The sequence below is a fragment of the Thalassotalea sp. G2M2-11 genome, assembly GCF_017168195.1.
Classification (GTDB): domain Bacteria; phylum Pseudomonadota; class Gammaproteobacteria; order Enterobacterales; family Alteromonadaceae; genus Thalassotalea_E.
Genome location: NZ_JADNYL010000003.1, coordinates 464,706 through 482,413, shown reverse-complemented (window position 1 = coordinate 482,413; position 17,708 = coordinate 464,706). Strand labels below are relative to the sequence as shown.

The following is a 17,708-nucleotide window of genomic DNA, read 5'->3' as shown; positions in this document are numbered from 1 at the left end:
CCATTGCACAAATGCATGTCAAATTGCTTGCACTGGGTAAACTTAAGTGAAAACCAGCAGCTAATCACTGACCAAAGAGGCTAAATGCTGGTTGATCCGCTTTGCCGATATTGGATAAGCCGTTTTCAAATTTTGCGCAAATAATGAAACGCGAAATTCTTCTATCATCCAGCGTGTTTGTTTCACTTGAGCCGATAATGATGGATCATGTTGCACTTTCGCCAAGCTTTGTTGATATAACTCCTGAACTTTTGCGATATCCAGCATTTTTAAACGATCTTGATTAGGATCGACCGGTAATTTTTCTAATCGTCTTTGTATCGCTTTTAAATAACGCTCAATGTCAGCCATTTTTTCAAAACCCGATTGGGTAATAAAACCTTTATAAACCAACTGAGCTAAATGCTGTTTAATATCACCATGAGATTGAATAACGTTTAGCGGCACATTTCCTTTTAGCTTTTTATTGATCTCATGCGCTAATCTCAATACTTGCTCAACTTTGATCGCTAAGTTTAATACCGTATCGGCAATTTCAGCACGCACATGGTCTTTTGCTTGAACAAATGCCTGCTCATGATTAGGTATTTCAGGTAATTGGCTAATTAAATACTGGCAAGCGGCAAAGACACAGTCATTCAATAATTCGTTCATCGAGCCAAATGGATTAAAATATAAACCCAGTTTGGCTTTATTAGGCAATTTTTGCTGTAAATATTTAATTGGTGAAGGGATATTTAACAACACTAAACGAGCTACCCCTGATAGCATAGCTTGCTCAGCTAACGCTTGCTGTTCAAATAACTCAATCGCCACTGTTTTTTGTTTATCCACCACAGCAGGAAATGCTTTAATGGTTAAGTTAGCGACTTTCTTCTGATAACTTTTTGGTAACTCTGCAAAATCCCATTCTGTAATGTTAGTTCGCTCTATGCCTTTTTCAGCCACCTTTTTGATTGACGCTTTAACTTTACCTCTAAGTTGTTGCTGTAAAGCAATGAGATCACGCCCTTGTGCTTGTACTTTCCCTTTATCATCAATCACTTTAAAGTTAATGCAAAGGTGTTCAGGCACAGTAACGCCTTGCCAATCCTCGTCTGATATTTTCACGCCCGTCATACGTAATAACTGCTTAGCAACGGCTTGTTTAATGCGATTGTTATCGGGTGTAATGGCAGCTAAACAAGCGTCAGCGTAATTAGGAGCTGGGACAAAATTACGTCGAAGTGATTTAGGCAGACCTTTGATCAGTGCAATAATCAAATCATATCGTAACGCTGGAATTTGCCAGTCAAAACCTATGTCTTGCACTTGATTTAAGATGCCAATGGGAATATGCACACTTACCCCGTCATCAGGATCACCAGGACTAAAATGATAACTTAAAGCAAAGGTTAAATTACCTTGTTGCCAAACATCAGGATACTGCGCTTTACTAACTTTTTCACTGGTTTCATTCAGCAAAAATTCACGAGTAAAATTAAGTAATTTTGGCTGCTTTTCTTTGGTTTTCTTCCACCAAGATAAGAAGCTTCTTTGACAAATAACATCAGACGGAATTTTACTACTGTAGAAATCAAATAGCTGCTCTTCATCGACGAGAAAGTCTTTACGGCGCGCTTTTTGTTCTAGTTTTTCAACTTCACGAACTAAGTCTCGATTGCGCTGAAAAAATGACTCTCGGATTGTTGCGTCACCATTGACTAGGGCTTCTCGAATGAAAATCTCACGGCATGTCTGAGGTTCAATTTGATTAAAATTAACCTTACGTTTGCTAACAATGATCAAGCCATATAACGAAACCTGCTCATACGCCATCACAGCGCCCTGCTTTTTCTCCCAATGAGGTTCACTGTAGCTACGTTTCACTAAGTGCCCTGCCATTGGCTCCAACCACAGAGGATCAATTTTCGCTACCATACGCCCAAACAACCGACTAGTTTCTACCAGTTCCGCGGTCATTATCCATTTGGGTGGCTTTTTCGCTAAGGCAGAACCTGGGAAAATGTAAAACTTAGAGCCGCGCGCACCTTTAAATTCTTTATTTTCATCAAGCTGCCCTAAGTGACTAAGCAAACCAGACAAAATTGATTGGTGGATAACCTCTTGTGCCTGGCTATTTTCTTCTGAAAACTCAAGCGATGACATGGCAATATTGCTATCTTTTAACGCCAATTTCAGTTGACTAAAAATATCTTGCCATTCACGTATGCGAATATAAGACAAAAACTCTTTTTGACATAACTTTCTAAACTGGTTGTTAGATAGTTGTTTTTGTTGCTCTTGAATATAATGCCATAAGTTTAAAAAGCTTAAGAAATCTGACTGCTTGTCTTTAAAGCGGTTATGCTTTTCATCAGCTGCTTGTTGTTTCTCATATGGACGCTCTCGTGGATCTTGGATGCTAAGCGCACTGACTATAATAAATACTTGTTCAACACATCCTAGCTCAATACTGGTTAATACCATCTTAGCTAAACGTGGGTCAACTGGATATTTAGCAAGGTGTCGCCCTGCTTTAGTTAAATGAGTACGGCCTTTTTTGCTATAAGTGGCATTAAGCTCTTCGAGCAAGCGAATGCCATCATTGATATTACGGTTATCTGGCGCTTGTACAAATGGAAAGTCGGCAATACTGCCTAAATCTAACGTCAGCATCTGCAAAATAACGGTAGCAAGGTTAGTGCGTAATATTTCAGGATCTGTAAATTCAGGACGCGATAAAAAATCATCCTCAGAATATAAACGAATACACACACCTTCAGAAACACGACCACAACGACCAGCACGTTGATTGGCACTTGCTTGTGAAATAGGTTCAATCGGCAACCGTTGCACCTTGGTACGGTAACTATAGCGAGAGATCCTTGCCGTGCCAGGATCAATCACGTATTTAATGCCAGGTACCGTTAAACTTGTTTCAGCAACATTGGTGGCTAAGACAATATTTCGCCCTTGGTGCGGTTGAAATATACGGTTTTGTTCTTGCACCGTTAACCGCGAATATAATGGTAATATTTGCGTATGTTTAAGCTTTGCTTTCTCTAGTGCATCAGCGGTATCACGAATTTCTCGTTCACCATTAAGAAAGACTAAAATATCGCCCATACCATAGCTGGATAGTTCATCTACCGCCGCTAAAATTCCAGTAATGATGTCGGCATCTTCATTATTTTCGTTTAACGGGCGATAACACATCTCAACAGGATAAGTACGTCCTGACACCTCAATAATCGGCGCTGGCTCACCTGACGCGGAAGTAAAATGTTGAGAAAAACGCTCAGGATCTATGGTGGCGGACGTGATAATCACTTTTAAATCTGGGCGCTTTGGTAAGATTTGTTTTAGGTAACCTAAAATAAAATCAATATTTAAGCTACGCTCATGCGCTTCATCGATGATAATGGTGTCGTATTGACGCAATAACCTATCTTGCTGCATTTCTGCTAACAAAATACCATCTGTCATTAATTTGATATAACTGTTTTCGCTGACTTGATCGGTAAACCTTACTTTGTAACCGACAATATCGCCGAGTTGGCTGTCTAACTCTTCCGCGATCCTAGCACCAACAGTACGTGCTGCTATTCGTCTTGGTTGAGTATGACCAATCATGCCTTCGATGCCACGACCAAGCTGTAAGCAGATTTTCGGAATTTGCGTGGTTTTACCTGAACCTGTTTCACCGGCAATGATCACCACTTGATGTTGTTCAATTGCCTGAGCAATTTTTTCCACATTTTGTGAAACCGGTAACGCTTCGGGATAGCTAATCGCTAGCTGCTGTTGTTGCTTATTATTTTTATGCTCAATGGAGCGTTCAATTTGTTTTTGAATGTGTGCTAACTGACGCTGCTGTTTTTCTTCATCGCGTAATTTTCTAATTTGATGAAGACGGTTTTTTAAGCGCGCACGATCGGCTAACCGGGTATTAGCAAGTTGGGAAAATACATCAGAAATAACAATAACTGGCTTCGGGGAAACGTCTGTAGACAAAATACTCTCAGAAAAACAACTAAAAAGCGTATTTTATCAAGTCTCCCCTATGAATACCAAATAATATCGGTGATCGGGAATCTATTTGCCTGCTTGGAAAGACGATCGTAGATGTTTATCTAATGCATGTAACACATCGTTACGACAAATAGTGCCGAGTAAATTGCCATCATCATCAACCACTGGATAGACTTTAGGCTTGTTTTTTAACATGTTCTGGCCTAATTCAACGACACTGTCATAGGGTTTAACAGAAAGCACTTCTTTGCGCATTAAGTCATTAACGTCTTTTGTTTGCTCATTAAAATAAATGGACTTGAGCATGGCAGACATCACATCACTTTCAGACAAAAATCCAATTAATCGATGATTATCATCAATCACTGGCCCACCGATTTGTTTAGTTTTTAAAAATCGTAACGACGCTTCTTCCACTACCATTTCAGGAGTAAATGTCACCGGATAGTGGTTCATATATTCTTTTACTTGTACAGATTCCATAGCAAAGCCTTTCAACTATTATTATTAACGCCTTCAATTTAACTGTAGACCGATATTTTAATTATTTCCTAAATTTATCAGAATATTGTCAAAGTTTTTTTCTATTGTAGAGATAAAAATTGCTCAGACTTTGATCCAGCTAAAAGTTGTCTCACTTCTTTTGTCATTTTTTTATAAGGTGAACGCAAATGAGACTTTAAATGTGGCAATATTTTCTTAGGATGAACTTGCTTAACGTGGCTCCATATAGCTAAGGTATATAAAACCTCTTGTTCTGGTAGCGCTGCTTGTCTATTAGCTCTAGGGTTATAGCATGAACCACAACCACCTTTAAACTGATAAGCCGTATTAGCAAAAATCACCCCAAACCCCATAGCGCAAGCGACAACTTCTATCGCTTGTGGAATAAGCTCTTTACCGCCTGGCGGTAACACTTGCTGTTGCTGAATTAGCATATATGCTAATTGCTGGACATAAAACGCTATCAAGTCTTGTGGTTGATTGATTTGCGCAGGATTATAAACCACTTGCAACGGTTGACTGCTCTCAATCATTTGACAATCGACATTCTCACCTCGTAATGGACCAGCAAAAGCTAACAAAGGCGCGGTGTGATTGTCATAATGAGTCATAGAGTTTAACGTGATCGGCCACTTTTCCATCCCTGCATACAGTATCGTTTGTTGGAAAATGGTCTCGACCAATTGCTCTACGCTATTAACACGCCCTGGATAACATTGATTGGTCGGTAAAATTACCTGTGCATCAGTATGATAGATATTCGTTGTAAAGTATTTATCCGCCCAGGCAAAGGTATCTAACAACCATTGCCTGGTATCTTCATCAACAAACGGTTTTTGATTAAATAGAGAAAACATGCTGGTTAGTCTTTTGTTTTGGGTAAGCCATCGGGTAATTGTTGCTGCTGCCAAGCTTTAGAGCCATAGAGTGGCACGGTAGAAATAGAATGATGATGGCTGCCAGAGGATTCCTTGGTTGAATAAGACAAATAAATCAGCGTTTGGTGTTCTTGATCGTAAATACGTCTGACTTTTAAGCTTTTAAACAGGATACTTTTAGATTCCTTAAATACCACTTCGCCATTTTTAGACTTATCAATGGTAGCAAGATCTTGTAAAGCTATTGCGCCTGTTTGTCGACAAGCAATTGACATATCAGAAGGGTCCGAAAAATCTAAGTCGGCTTCAATATGACTAATATGACAAGTGACACCAGCAATTTTAGGATCTTTTTTGGCGACAATTACCACATCTTTTGTGGTAAATAATCCAAGGCTGACTTTGCCGACATCATCCGAACATCCGGTTAAAGCCAAAGCACACAATAATAAACAAAGTAACTTATTCATGATGAAAGATCCCTATGCTTGTTTGTCCATTAGAAGATTTACTGGCACGATACATGCCTTTACTATTAAATGGCATAGCAATATTACCTTTGGGGTCAATGGCAATAACGCCACCAGAACCCCCTGCTTTCACTAACACTTGGTTAATTACTTGATCCGCAGCCTCGTTAAGTGATAATTTTTGATATTGCACACGCGCACAGATATCTGCAGCAACATGATATCGGATAAAATACTCACCATGTCCAGTTGCTGAGACAGCACAACTGGCATTATTGGCATAAGTGCCAGCACCAATAATTGGTGCATCGCCGATACGACCAAAACGCTTAGCTGTCATCCCTCCGGTTGAGGTACCAGCACTAAGATTACCTTGTTTATCTAATGCGACTGCACCAACGGTGCCTACTTTGTATTCTGTATCAAGCAATTGATGAGCTGCTTGGAAATCTTTTAGCTCTTGCTCCTTTTCGATTAATTTTTTCTTTGCTCGTAATAAAGAGCGGTATCGAGCATCGGTATCAAAGTAGCTATTATCAACCATCGCCATTCCCTGACGCTTGGCAAACTGCTCCGCGCCTTCTCCACTTAACATCACATGTACTGATTTTTCCATTACCTGCTCTGCTAATGCAATCGGACTTTTTACTGTTTTAACCCCTGAGACTGCACCAGCATTAAGGGTTTTACCATTCATAATTGAAGCGTCGAGCTCATGCGTACCATCAAAGGTATAAACAGCACCTTTGCCAGCATTAAATAGTGGCGATTGTTCTAATACTTGAATGGCAGCAATCACCGCTTGTTGGCTGGATTTGCCTTGTGCTAATAATTGGTAACCTGCATTAACTGCTTCACTGAGTTTAGATTCATAACGCTTTCTTTTTTCAGGCGTCATTTTACTTTGACTGATCGCACCCGCACCACCGTGAATAGCAATAGCAAACGGTTGCTGTTCTGCCAATACGGGGAATGTGATATTGGCTAGGCTAAATGCGCTAAGCAAACAAGCAAGTTTTAAAGGGAAGTTTTTCATTATTGTTATCTCTTTTTCAGCAAGAGATAACAATGTGCAAGAAATCCTAATGCAATGCAAGCTAAGCCCATGATAATTAGGACAAGCTATCAAATAAAATGGCACTGGACTTATGCAATTTCCTTGTTAAGCTATCATCAGGTCATACCAGAGAATAATAACCATGGATTATCAATATATAACCGTCACACTCAACCAGCAAATAGCTAATGTTGAATTGGCAAGGCCCGAAAAGCATAATGCGATTAATATGACATTGTTTAAGGAATTAATTCACTTAGCAAAATCATTACGCAAAGACCGTCAGTTGCGTGCCGTCATTATTTCAGGTCAAGGTGAAGACTTTTGTTCCGGTATTGATATCAAATCGCTGTTTGGTTCAAGTAAAAATGCCATGAAACTATTGTTTAAAGTGCTGCCATGGCGTTCAAATAAAGCACAGCAAGTTTCTACTTTATGGCGAGATTTGCCTGTTCCTGTCATTTTTGCACTACATGGTAAGTGCTGGGGAGCTGGCTTACAAATCGCATTAGGCGGTGATTTTCGAATTGCGACACCTGACGCCTCGCTATCAATTATGGAAGCAAGGTGGGGCTTGATCCCCGATATGGGTGGCAATATTGCATTAAAAGAGTTAATGCCGATTGATCAGGCTAAACTACTGGCAATGAGCGGCAAAGAACTTTCGGGTCATCAAGCATTGGCGCTTAACCTACTGACACAAGTGGCTGAAGATCCGCTACAAGCTGCAACACAACTAGCAAATCAGCTTAGTCATTGTTCGCCAGATTCGATTGCTGGCTGTAAAAAATTGTATAACCGCACATGGCAGAAAAGTAACGGATTGACTTTGGCAAAAGAGAGCTGGTATCAGATTAAAATTTTACTGGGTAAAAACTATCTCATTAAAGGGGCCAATCAGCGAAATGCCGATCAGCCAGCAAAACCTTTTAAAGCGAGATCACCGTGGTAAAAACTCTGATAGCTATCATTTTAATAACGGATGATCTTCAGGCAACTGCTTAGCAATCCATAATGCTAATTTATGTTTCATACTGAGTAAATCTTCTTTATCAGCCGGTAATGGGTGAATAAGTTTGTCATTGACCAATAAACGATACAAAGCCTCAATTTTTTCTTTCGAAGCATCTGTTGCCGAAAATCCTTTGTAGCCGCGGTTTTTGGCATACTTTTCACCGATTTCAATGGCTTTTTTTAAGAGCGCTGTTTCGTTTTTTATTTTTTTCATGCTGACTACCTTTCTATAATGTTACTTTGCTATTGATACTTAGGGCGGTAATGCTCTATATCAGCTAAATTTTATTTATCATTGATTTATCAAACGTTTCATTGTCGATATCAAGCGACAACTCATCAATTAATGTTTGCAGTTTGTTTGCCTCTTGAGAAACATGGCTCATGGTTAAGGTGTTGTCATCTAAAAAATAGATCTGTTTTAGCGTGGCATAATAATAACTTAACACGATAATGGCTATGCTATTATGATCATTAAATGCAGCAGATTTAATATGTTTTAGTTTGCGGTAAATAGCATTATGGATTTGTTTAACCTGCCAAACATAGTAAATTTCATTAAAATACGCATGGTTTTTCAGGCTATTTAGTATGGCTGCACATGCTAGCAATGATAAAATGACACCTAATAAGTTATATTTAAAATTATTGGACTCTTGTGATGCAATAGCCGTCAGCTTGATCCCTTGTTCAGAAAATATACTTATCATCACACTACCAAATACTAACGAAAGTACTGCTAAAACAAGGATAAAGCCAATAATCACTCGGGTTAAACGTTGACGGTAAATTGCTTTATCGATTGATTTAATTTCCATTAATTTTTCTCACTATTGATTAAAACCTGAATAACGTAACACTTTACGTTCTACCCCCTGAAACCAGACGGCTTTGTTACTATCTAAAGTTAACTGTTTTTTTGCTCGGGTTATGCCAGTATACAATAATTCACGGGATAACAATTGGTTATCAGGATCTTTTGGTAAAACCATAGCAACATGGTCAAACTCGCTTCCTTGGGTTTTGTGAATGGTCATCGCATATACCGTTTCAAATTTAGGTAAACGACTCGGGAGTATGGCTTTGACATCCCCTTGTTGCTGCTCAAACATCGCCATCAAATGCCCTGCCTTATTTTGCCATAGTAAACCAATATCGCCATTATAAAGCCCTAATGAATAGTCATTTTCGCTGATCATTATTGGCTTCCCATGATATAAGTGTTCGTTATTGAATTGGGTCGCTTTGGCCGGAAAATTTTCAACTAATAGCTGCTCTATCGCCCTATTTAATTGCTCAACTCCCGTTTCACCATTTCGTGTTGGTGTCAGTATTCTAAATTGCCCCATTAACGCAAAAGCATGACTAACTGATGTTGCGTGTTGAATGGGGGCATAATATTGCTTAACTAATGGCGTTAACCAAGACATTACCCCAGAACACCAAGATAATTGCGGTATACGATCTTGTGCAGATTGTTGTAATAACTGCCAGCTAGCTTCAAACTCGCCATTAATGACAGCATTAGCCAGCAGCCCTATCCCGCCTTTACCATCAAAGCGGCGACTATGGGTTAAATAGGTGACATGATCATTGGCACCGTTCGCAACTGTTGGTAGGTGTTTCTCGCCAGTAATTGCTTTTAGGTAGTGGTAATTATCAGCACTGTATTGGCTCTGAGAATTTGGCGTTAAATCAGCTAATATACTGCCTGCTGCTACTGATGGTAGTTGCTGTGCATCCCCTAATAATATCACCCGACAATTTGTTGGCAACGCACTTAACAATCTGGCCATTAAAGGTAAATCTACCATGGAGACTTCATCGACTAATAACACATCAAGATCGAGCTTGTTATCACCATTAAAACGAAAATTGGGAGAATTTGGCATCACACCTAATAGACGGTGAAGCGTTTGTGTCTCATGAGGAATTTTATTTAATACTTCATTGGCAATCATTCCTCTAAAGCCAGCAACGGCATTGTTAATAGACTCAGATAATCGTTGTGCCGCCTTACCTGTTGGCGCAACAAGCGCCATCGATAAATCTTGCTCAGGGTGTAATTTGACCAATGCAGCTAATAGTTTAGTCACAGTATAGGTTTTCCCTGTGCCAGGTCCGCCCGCAATGATAGAAAAACGCTTATTTAAAGCATTGGCGACGGCTATTTTCTGCCAATCAATATCATTTTGATCATCATCGTGAGTTTGCGGGAAAAGTGAATTAAGACAATCCGTTAACTGGGGGTAATGGTTAGCATCGAATAAAACTGCTGCGCCAGATTGTTCATTAATATAGCTTTGCAATACGTGTTCAAAACAAAAATAACGGCGAAGATACAAACATTGCTTAGTAAAAACAATTGCTTGCTCATCATCAACTGAAAGCGCTAAACAATTAAATAACTTGGTTAACACATCGATTTTTGCAAAACGAAAACCTTGATGGGTGATCACGCCATTTTCATCACTGAAAAGTCCTATGGTCTGATCGGCAATAGCATGTAAAGGTAAACAACTATGACCAGCTCTTAAGCTGGTACTTAATGCGATTAAACTATGATAACACTGGTCAAACTCTGCGCTAGTGAAAGCAGCAGTATGTTGCTCCAGTAAAATTTCACTAAACTGTTTGGCAAAAAAGTAGTCTATTGCCGCTAGATCATGTAATTGCTGCTGCGCCTGTGCAAAACGGGCATAAGGCAATTTTAGAATCTGCTGAGTTGTTTCCTTGCTCACAATTCTGCCTCGCTTATGTCATTATTTTTGAGATTATTAGCTTGTGAATCTGCAAAAATACCATCTAATTGCATAAGTTCATCTACGGTAATTTCACGATAATAAACACCTGTTTGCTCAATTTCCTGCTCAGGATTCATACCACGCAGGTACAGATAAAGTACGCCACCAAAATGCTGCTCTGGCTGATAATTATCAAGCGTTTGTGTTAAATAACGATGCAAAGCTAAGCTATAGATTAAATATTGCAAATCATAATGGTGCTCAATAACGTTTGATTGCAGTCGTTGTGGTGAATAATCTTGAAGCTGCTCACCTAAATGATTCGACTTATAATCTGCAAGGTAAAATTTTCCCTGATGCTCAAAAATAAGATCAATAAAGCCATGCATCATGCCTTTGAGCTGACGATGATATGAAATGTGTAATCGTTTAGATACTGACCCGCCTTCAGCATTGTCCCGATGTGCAATTAACAGCCGTGACAGCTGCTCAACATTGGCATTTTTCATCGGGAAATAAAACTCAGCTTCTTTGAGCACCTTACTGGCTGATAAATCCGCTAAGCAAAATTGCTCGTCCTTAACTTTTAAAGGCGTTATTAATACTTGTTCAAGCCAATGGATTAAATCAGACTGACTATATCCTGTCGGTAATTCACCATACTTTATTGTCGCCCATTGTAATACTTGCTCAAACTCCGGCTGTGTAAAATTGATATGTTCAAAAATATAATGGAGAAAATTACCGGTATTTGCCCCTTTGGTTAAAACAAAGCGTAATTGTGAACTCGTTGCTAAAACTCGAGCAGGCACAATACCTTCTTGCTCAATGGCTAGATTATCTCTATCAGGTGCTGAGACACCATTATCACGAATATTTCGACTCAACGCGGTAAATGAAGAAAGCCACCAGTCTCTTTCAATCTGCCCACTAAACTGTGCCGCGTGAAGTTCAAACTCGATTTGTTGATCACTGCCAATCTGCTCAGCTTGCACATCACTGTCGATCACAGTTAGCGCAATATCATCAGGCTGTTGTGCCGCCATTTCGGTAAAGTGCTGTATAATGTCGCTATCTTGTTGCCACTGACAAGTTAACCCTATTGGTGATAAATGATATTTTTCAAAGGCCGTGGTTAATACATAACAGCGTTGCTCTGCTCGTGTTACAGCAACATAAAGTAAACGCACCGTTTCAGCATAGGCTTCTTCACTCATCCGTTGTTTCGCACTCGCAGAGCCTGTTAAACTGACTGTTTGCACGCCTTGTTCATCATGATATTCAATTAATGACACATTACGCTGACCGAACTTTAATGGATCTTTATGTCGACTGGCAAAAGGCACGAATACCACCGGATATTCCAAGCCTTTTGAACCATGTTGAGTGACAATTTTAATTAGATCCGCTTCACTTTCTAAACGAAGTTCGCTTTCAATGTCTGGATGCTCAGCTTGGCGTTGCTGATCAAACCAATGGAGCAATTCTTGTGGCTGTCGATGGCGTTGACTCGCCGTTTGTAACACTTCGAACAAATGCAATAAATTGGTTAAGGTGCGTTCACAGCCCTCGCCGGTAATCACTAAATGTTGATGCAATAAGGTTAAGGCCATGGCAATAAAGCCTTTGTCGAACCACTGGCGTCGTAGCTCTGCATAAACCACTTTCATTTCTTGCCACGCTAGATCATCTTGTTGTAATTGATATAGCGCTTGCGCATGATAAGGTAATAACGGGCTAGCTAAGCTGGCACAAAATAGCCGCTCATTTTCTAAATATAAAATGCCATTAAGTAATTGAATTAACTGCTGAGTTTGTTCACTGTGTAATAAATTTGCCCGATCACTTAAATAAACCGATGCAAGGCCTGCTTGAAATAAAGCTTGTTTAATTTCAGCCGCTTCGGTGCCATCACGAACTAATAACGCGATGTCTTTTGCAGCAACTTGTGGCTTATCCGCGCTGAGTAAACTGACTATTTCGTTGACACACCAAGTCGCCATTTGACTGCGAAAACTTTGTGGCACATGCTTTTTTACCTCTTGTGGAGAAAAATGGATAAAATGCAACGCAGGACTGGCTGCCACCTGCTCTTTAGCTCGCTCAACCGCTACTGGGGAGGCTTTTACTGGGTGATAAGGGATCGAAAAACGAAAGACATCTGCCGGTTTATCGGTTAAAGCATTACCGTAGAATAAACGGTTATAGCCATTTATCATCGGCACGGTTGAACGCCAGTTGGTGTCCATCAACCACTGCTGATCACAAGCATTTCTTGCCGATAAATATGCAAAGATATCGCCACCACGGAAACCATAAATCGCTTGTTTAGGATCGCCGATCATAAATAATGCGCCTATTTCTCGATTGAAATACATGGCTTTGGCAATGGCTAGTTGTGAGCTGTCGGTGTCTTGAAACTCATCTATTAACGCATAAGGATATTGTTGAAATAAGCTATCGGCAAGTCGTGTATCCGTTTGATCAGCAAGTTTATACGCAAGCCTTTCGACTAGATCATCAAAGGTTAAAATATTGGCTTGCTGTTTAAGTTTGAGCACTTGCGCGCGAATATGCTCAATACCTTGTTTAACAATTGCCAAGGCTTCACGTTTGGCAATATCAGTGAGCAACGTTTTTGCCAATGATTTTACTTGATTAGCAGCAGAAAATACCTCAACTAGCTGTTCTTTTGCCTTTGAACGACTAAAACGCCTACCATCGATAAAGCTGTCAGGCATAGGGTTCGCGGCTTGTTGATGATCGTCAGCAACCGCTTGTAACCAATCTATCAGTTGTTGATATTCAACTTCGCGTTTCTCTTGCTCTTTTGCAGGTTTACCCTCGACTAACTCAGCAAATAGAAAGCTCTTATTGTTAGTCAACGAGTCGAAGGCTTGCATGGCAAGTGTAGTAAAATGCCTAATAATTTCTGTACTATCGTCCAGTTGTAATTGGCTGTCTTGATTGAGTGCTTTGGCAAAGTCGCTAATTAACTTTTCTGGTACAGGCCAAAACTGCACCACTTGTTTAAATGCCATGGCATCACTAGCTAATTGTCGATACCAATCTTGCACTGCCTGTAACACTAATGTTTGCTGTTCGCCTTCCATTTGTGAATTAAACGCAATCCCGCTTTCAAATGCGTATTGAGTTAACACGCGTTTACAAAAGCCATGAATGGTATAAATGGCTGCTTCATCTAAATACAGCAGTGCTTGGCTTAAGATTAATTTCGCTTGTTGTGGCTCAACTTTTTTACTGATGGCTTTAAAATAATCATCGGTTTCAATCAACTCATGCCATTGACTCAACGCTAAACGAATAAAACTATCGATACGACCACGTAACTCTTCGGTCGCATCTTTAGTAAAGGTCATCACCAAAATTTGTTGAACAGTTAATTGCTTTTCTAATAATAACCGCAGATAAATACGGGTAATGTTGTATGTTTTACCTGTCCCGGCACTGGCTTCAATTAAATGAATGCCCGATAAAGGAATATCTTGAGCAACTAAATGCTCAAATGCTTTACTTGGCTTGAATTCTGTCATTGATTGACCTGCAATACGTCGGTAAAAAGGGTTTGATATACCTGTTGTAACGGCGGCAAAATAGTTTCAAGCTCAGGACATTGTTGCCAAAAATAACGAATATAAGGATCATCACCAAAAGCAACACCATAATAATCATCGTACCAAAATTGCTCAAAATTTAGTTGTTCAAAGCGCTTTGCTTTATAGTACTTTTCGGCCAAAGCACCGTTTAATAACAGTGGCTGTTTTTGCCCTTGGCAATATATCAACAACAATTGCACCAATAGCTGCTTAGCATCACCGACTGACTGATAACAAAAATGTTTAGTGCATTGGTTTTTAGTATCGAAATAATAACCATGACTGGTATCAACTTCTAATAAACGCTGCTCTTTAGCGGAAAGATTTTCGTTGCCGACCATTCTTTGCTGCCAAGATTGCAGCAACAATAAATCAAGATATTGCTGCATAAAATCCTTCGCCTTTGGCGAACTGGGTCGATAATAAACGAGTTGGCTGCCGGTAAAATAGATTCGGGTGGTAACCGTTATTTCAGCTATTGGCTCATTAGATTGAGCACTAGGAACGTTGAGCACAACCGAAAGATCAGCACTTTCTATCTCAGCGTCAATACTCTGTGAGATATAATGAAATAGCATCAGGCTATCATCATTGAGCTTATCAAGCAGATCATCAGTATGAGGTAAATCAGGTAACTTACCCGATAACCGTGCTTTACTTGCTTGTAAAGCCACAATATGTTGCTCATCAACACTAGGCTTTATATTAACAGTACTTTGCTCGACATGATGCGGCTTTAATAGCTCATTAACCAAGTGTTGCTTATATAAATAACTGGTTAAATGATCACAACTAAAAGGTTCATCATCAATCAGGCTCTGTTGTTGCTCGTCTAAGTACAATGACAACACTTGCTGAGCAAAATAGCGTGATGGATGTTGAAAAAACGCTAATAACGCTTTTACTGATAAAGTAAACTCATTAGCTTGATGATGCTCTTCAATCATCCATGATAAATCGGATGACTGATGATTGTTATTAGCTGCTTGCATCTGTTGATTAAGCGCTAACCAATTGCTATCAAAACTGGCAAACTCACCTTGATAATTTTTCTCACTATAGGGCTGCAGAGCCAATTGCCTGATGTCAGCCGCATCATCGTCTGTCAATTGCCAGCCATATCCAACTGACAAATAATCCATTAGCTCTTTTAATACGATAGACGGCTGTTTAATGGCATTATTGCGAACATTTCGCCCTTGGTAACTTAGATACAAATTATTTCTGGCAGAGATAAGCGCTTCTAAAAATAAATACCTATCATCGCCTCGTCTTGAACGGTCACCTAAACGACTGCTTGCTAAGCTCATCAAATCAAAGCCTAGAGGCTGCCTTTGTCTTGGATATTCACCATCATTTAAGCCTAAAATAGCTACCACTTTAAACGGGATGCTACGCATAGGTAACATCGAGCAAAAAGTCACTTGCCCGACCATAAACTGTCGACCAGGATCCGGTTGACTAAAATGCTGTTCGAGGAATTCTTTAACTACTGAAAGCGGAATACTATGATTAAATTCTGCATGATGACAATATTCAACTAAGTGCTCAATCGCTTGATAAATAACATTAAAATCATCGGTTTGACTAGCGAATAACTCCTCAAGCAAACTATGTAAAAAACGTTGCCACTGCACAGGATCGCGCGCTGTATTTAACGAGGCACTAAAATACTGTAATTGCTCAATCACTAACATTAGCTTACCTAATAACACCGCATCACTGCCTTCTACAAGAGGTAAAACCAACTTGTCGTTATAGATTGCTTCTGTTGAAGAATAGGCAAAACCTTCTAATAATCGAGCTAAGCCATACTGCCAGGTAAACTGTATGGTTTGAGGTGTATTATCCAGTAACTGTTGTTTATGTGTTTGATCTATTCCCCAGTGAATACTTGCTTGTTCCACCCAAACAGTAATTTTATCAAGATCTTCTATGGTTAAATCAAACTTTTGCTGCATTGCCGGAATACGAAGCCAAGATAAAATTTGACTCACTTGAAAGCGGCTATCGGGCAATGTCAGTAATTCGGAAAATGCAGCAACTAACGGATCGGCATCTTTACTGACCCTGTCAGCAATTGAACAAGGAAGTGGTGGAACATCACTGCCTATCTCTTGCCACCCTTGTGCAAATACGGCATTGACATAGGGAGCATATTGTTCAACTTGTGGGCACATGATCACTACGTCTTTGGGGGTTAAACTGGGATTTTGATTAAACTGATGTAACAGCCAATCATGGACTCCCTGCACTTCTCTAAGCGTACTATGAGCGCTGGTGATCACTATCGAATCATCTTTGACTGCTTTAGGCGCTATCCTAGCATCTGTTAAAGCTAAAATATCATCTTGAATATGCGCTAATACAGTTTTCTTATTATCTGTTACATCATCAGATTCAATGGTTGAAAAGGCATCAATATTAACATGTGAATACTGTTGTAAGAGTGCTAAAAACTCTCGCCCTTGCTGACCTAAATTAGCCAAGAGTGGGTTCCCTACACTTGCACTGATATCCTGATAACCTTGAGTCCATTTATCCAGCATTTTCACTGCCTGCTTTTCAGTGACGATATCACCCCAATAACTAAAACAGGGATTTAAATGAAAAAAATGAACGTCAATATGCTCACTTAATGCATGGATAAAAGAAAGCCACATTGGAGGCATGGCATTGATACCAAAAAAGGAGAGACGTTTCGGTAAATACTGTTGGTTATGTGCAAGGCTTGCGATGGCTTGTTCAATCAACTCCCGTGGATTATAAGCTTGTTCTTTTGTGAGTAATTGCCATAACAGCGCTTGCCATTGTTGGGTACTATCAAAGCCAGTTAAGCAGTCTTTTTCATTGATCAATTCCCCTTGATGCCAAGCATCGATCCAATCTGGGCGAAAAATTAAATATTGCTCGTATAAATCAGCTAACTGGCAAGCTAACTGATAACGTTTTAAATTGTCTTGTTCAGTAAATGTCTGGCTGATAGGTGTTCTTTGCGATGCGCTATACCAATAGTGGGTAACAGAGGAAAAAGCCTGATGGTTTAATATTTCTTCGTCAGCAAGTAACTGATAGATACGCCAACATAAGGCTTCTCGAGAAAATGGTGCCTGTTCTAGCTCTCCACCATCATTTACTATATTTCTCAATAACTTCCACAGGTACTGAGCTGGTAACGCGTAATCAATATTGAGTGAAATTCCCCGCTGCTCAGCCAACGACATGTTCAACCAATGTTGAATGCCTGCATTTTGAACAATAAATGTTTCTTTAGCGAAAATAGGTAATGGCGAAACTTGCTGGATTTTGTCAACAAGAGCTAACAAATTTTCCATTTTATTAGCGGGATATAAGTAGATCACGTATTAGTCGCAACTTAGAGTGTGAATAAATAAATTTAATCACATCAC

11 protein-coding genes are annotated in these 17,708 nt (G+C 39.7%); 1 reads left to right on the top strand and 10 read right to left on the bottom strand.

The features are described from left to right. Nucleotides 1-60: 60 nt before the first annotated feature. From hrpA to IV514_RS13060, 5 genes are all read right to left on the bottom strand, one after another. Nucleotides 61-3,960 carry an ATP-dependent RNA helicase HrpA gene (gene hrpA / locus IV514_RS13080; protein WP_346776932.1) on the bottom strand — a complete coding sequence of 1,300 codons (3,900 nt, stop codon included), beginning with the start codon at nt 3,958-3,960 and terminating at the stop codon, nt 61-63. 117 nt (nt 3,961-4,077) lie between these two features. Beyond that, a complete protein-coding gene (locus tag IV514_RS13075) occupies nt 4,078-4,497 on the bottom strand; it encodes a CBS domain-containing protein (protein WP_206485707.1) in 420 nt (139 codons plus the stop codon). Between the two features lie 101 nt (nt 4,498-4,598). Next, nucleotides 4,599-5,375, bottom strand: coding sequence for a hypothetical protein (locus IV514_RS13070; RefSeq protein WP_206485706.1), 777 nt, complete (start codon nt 5,373-5,375; stop codon nt 4,599-4,601). Between the two features lie 5 nt (nt 5,376-5,380). After that, the gene (locus tag IV514_RS13065) at nt 5,381-5,866 is read right to left on the bottom strand and encodes a CreA family protein (RefSeq protein ID WP_206485705.1); all 486 of its coding nucleotides are present in this window, start codon (nt 5,864-5,866) and stop codon (nt 5,381-5,383) included. Then, complete coding sequence (locus IV514_RS13060; protein ID WP_206485704.1) at nt 5,859-6,902, bottom strand: isoaspartyl peptidase/L-asparaginase; 1,044 nt, start codon at nt 6,900-6,902, stop codon at nt 5,859-5,861. The genes IV514_RS13065 and IV514_RS13060 overlap by 8 nt, the downstream gene beginning before the upstream one ends. Nucleotides 6,903-7,065: 163 nt before the next feature. Here IV514_RS13060 and IV514_RS13055 point away from each other — a divergent pair, with 163 nt between their 5' ends. Further along, nucleotides 7,066-7,875, top strand: a complete 810-nt coding sequence (locus IV514_RS13055; RefSeq protein ID WP_206485703.1) for a crotonase/enoyl-CoA hydratase family protein — start codon at nt 7,066-7,068, stop codon at nt 7,873-7,875. Between the two features lie 15 nt (nt 7,876-7,890). Here the strand turns inward: IV514_RS13055 and IV514_RS13050 are convergent, their stop codons facing one another. The 5 genes from IV514_RS13050 to recC all read right to left on the bottom strand — a co-directional run bounded on the left by IV514_RS13050 (nt 7,891) and on the right by recC (nt 17,633). After that, the gene (locus tag IV514_RS13050) at nt 7,891-8,151 is read right to left on the bottom strand and encodes a DUF5062 family protein (RefSeq protein ID WP_206485702.1); all 261 of its coding nucleotides are present in this window, start codon (nt 8,149-8,151) and stop codon (nt 7,891-7,893) included. A gap of 64 nt (nt 8,152-8,215) precedes the next feature. Further along, the gene (locus IV514_RS13045) at nt 8,216-8,755 is read right to left on the bottom strand and encodes a DUF3087 family protein (RefSeq protein WP_206485701.1); all 540 of its coding nucleotides are present in this window, start codon (nt 8,753-8,755) and stop codon (nt 8,216-8,218) included. 12 nt (nt 8,756-8,767) lie between these two features. Then, the gene (gene recD / locus IV514_RS13040; protein WP_346776927.1) at nt 8,768-10,678 is read right to left on the bottom strand and encodes an exodeoxyribonuclease V subunit alpha; all 1,911 of its coding nucleotides are present in this window, start codon (nt 10,676-10,678) and stop codon (nt 8,768-8,770) included. Further along, a complete protein-coding gene (recB, locus tag IV514_RS13035; protein WP_206485700.1) occupies nt 10,675-14,235 on the bottom strand; it encodes an exodeoxyribonuclease V subunit beta in 3,561 nt (1,186 codons plus the stop codon). The genes recD and recB overlap by 4 nt, the downstream gene beginning before the upstream one ends. Beyond that, nucleotides 14,232-17,633 (bottom strand): exodeoxyribonuclease V subunit gamma, encoded by a 3,402-nt coding sequence (gene recC, locus IV514_RS13030; protein ID WP_206485699.1) that lies wholly within the window; start codon nt 17,631-17,633, stop codon nt 14,232-14,234. The genes recB and recC overlap by 4 nt, the downstream gene beginning before the upstream one ends. Between the last annotated feature and the right edge of the window lie 75 nt (nt 17,634-17,708).

Excerpts from the sequence above, each read along its gene's own strand:
- IV514_RS13055 (WP_206485703.1), top strand. The coding sequence starts at position 7,066 with ATGGATTATCAATATATAACCGTCACACTCAACCAGCAAATAGCTAAT.
- IV514_RS13070 (WP_206485706.1), bottom strand. The coding sequence starts at position 5,375 with ATGTTTTCTCTATTTAATCAAAAACCGTTTGTTGATGAAGATACCAGG.
- IV514_RS13050 (WP_206485702.1), bottom strand. The coding sequence starts at position 8,151 with ATGAAAAAAATAAAAAACGAAACAGCGCTCTTAAAAAAAGCCATTGAA.
- IV514_RS13075 (WP_206485707.1), bottom strand. The coding sequence starts at position 4,497 with ATGGAATCTGTACAAGTAAAAGAATATATGAACCACTATCCGGTGACA.
- recC (WP_206485699.1), bottom strand. The coding sequence starts at position 17,633 with ATGGAAAATTTGTTAGCTCTTGTTGACAAAATCCAGCAAGTTTCGCCA.
- recB (WP_206485700.1), bottom strand. The coding sequence starts at position 14,235 with ATGACAGAATTCAAGCCAAGTAAAGCATTTGAGCATTTAGTTGCTCAA.
- IV514_RS13060 (WP_206485704.1), bottom strand. The coding sequence starts at position 6,902 with ATGAAAAACTTCCCTTTAAAACTTGCTTGTTTGCTTAGCGCATTTAGC.
- IV514_RS13065 (WP_206485705.1), bottom strand. The coding sequence starts at position 5,866 with ATGAATAAGTTACTTTGTTTATTATTGTGTGCTTTGGCTTTAACCGGA.
- IV514_RS13045 (WP_206485701.1), bottom strand. The coding sequence starts at position 8,755 with ATGGAAATTAAATCAATCGATAAAGCAATTTACCGTCAACGTTTAACC.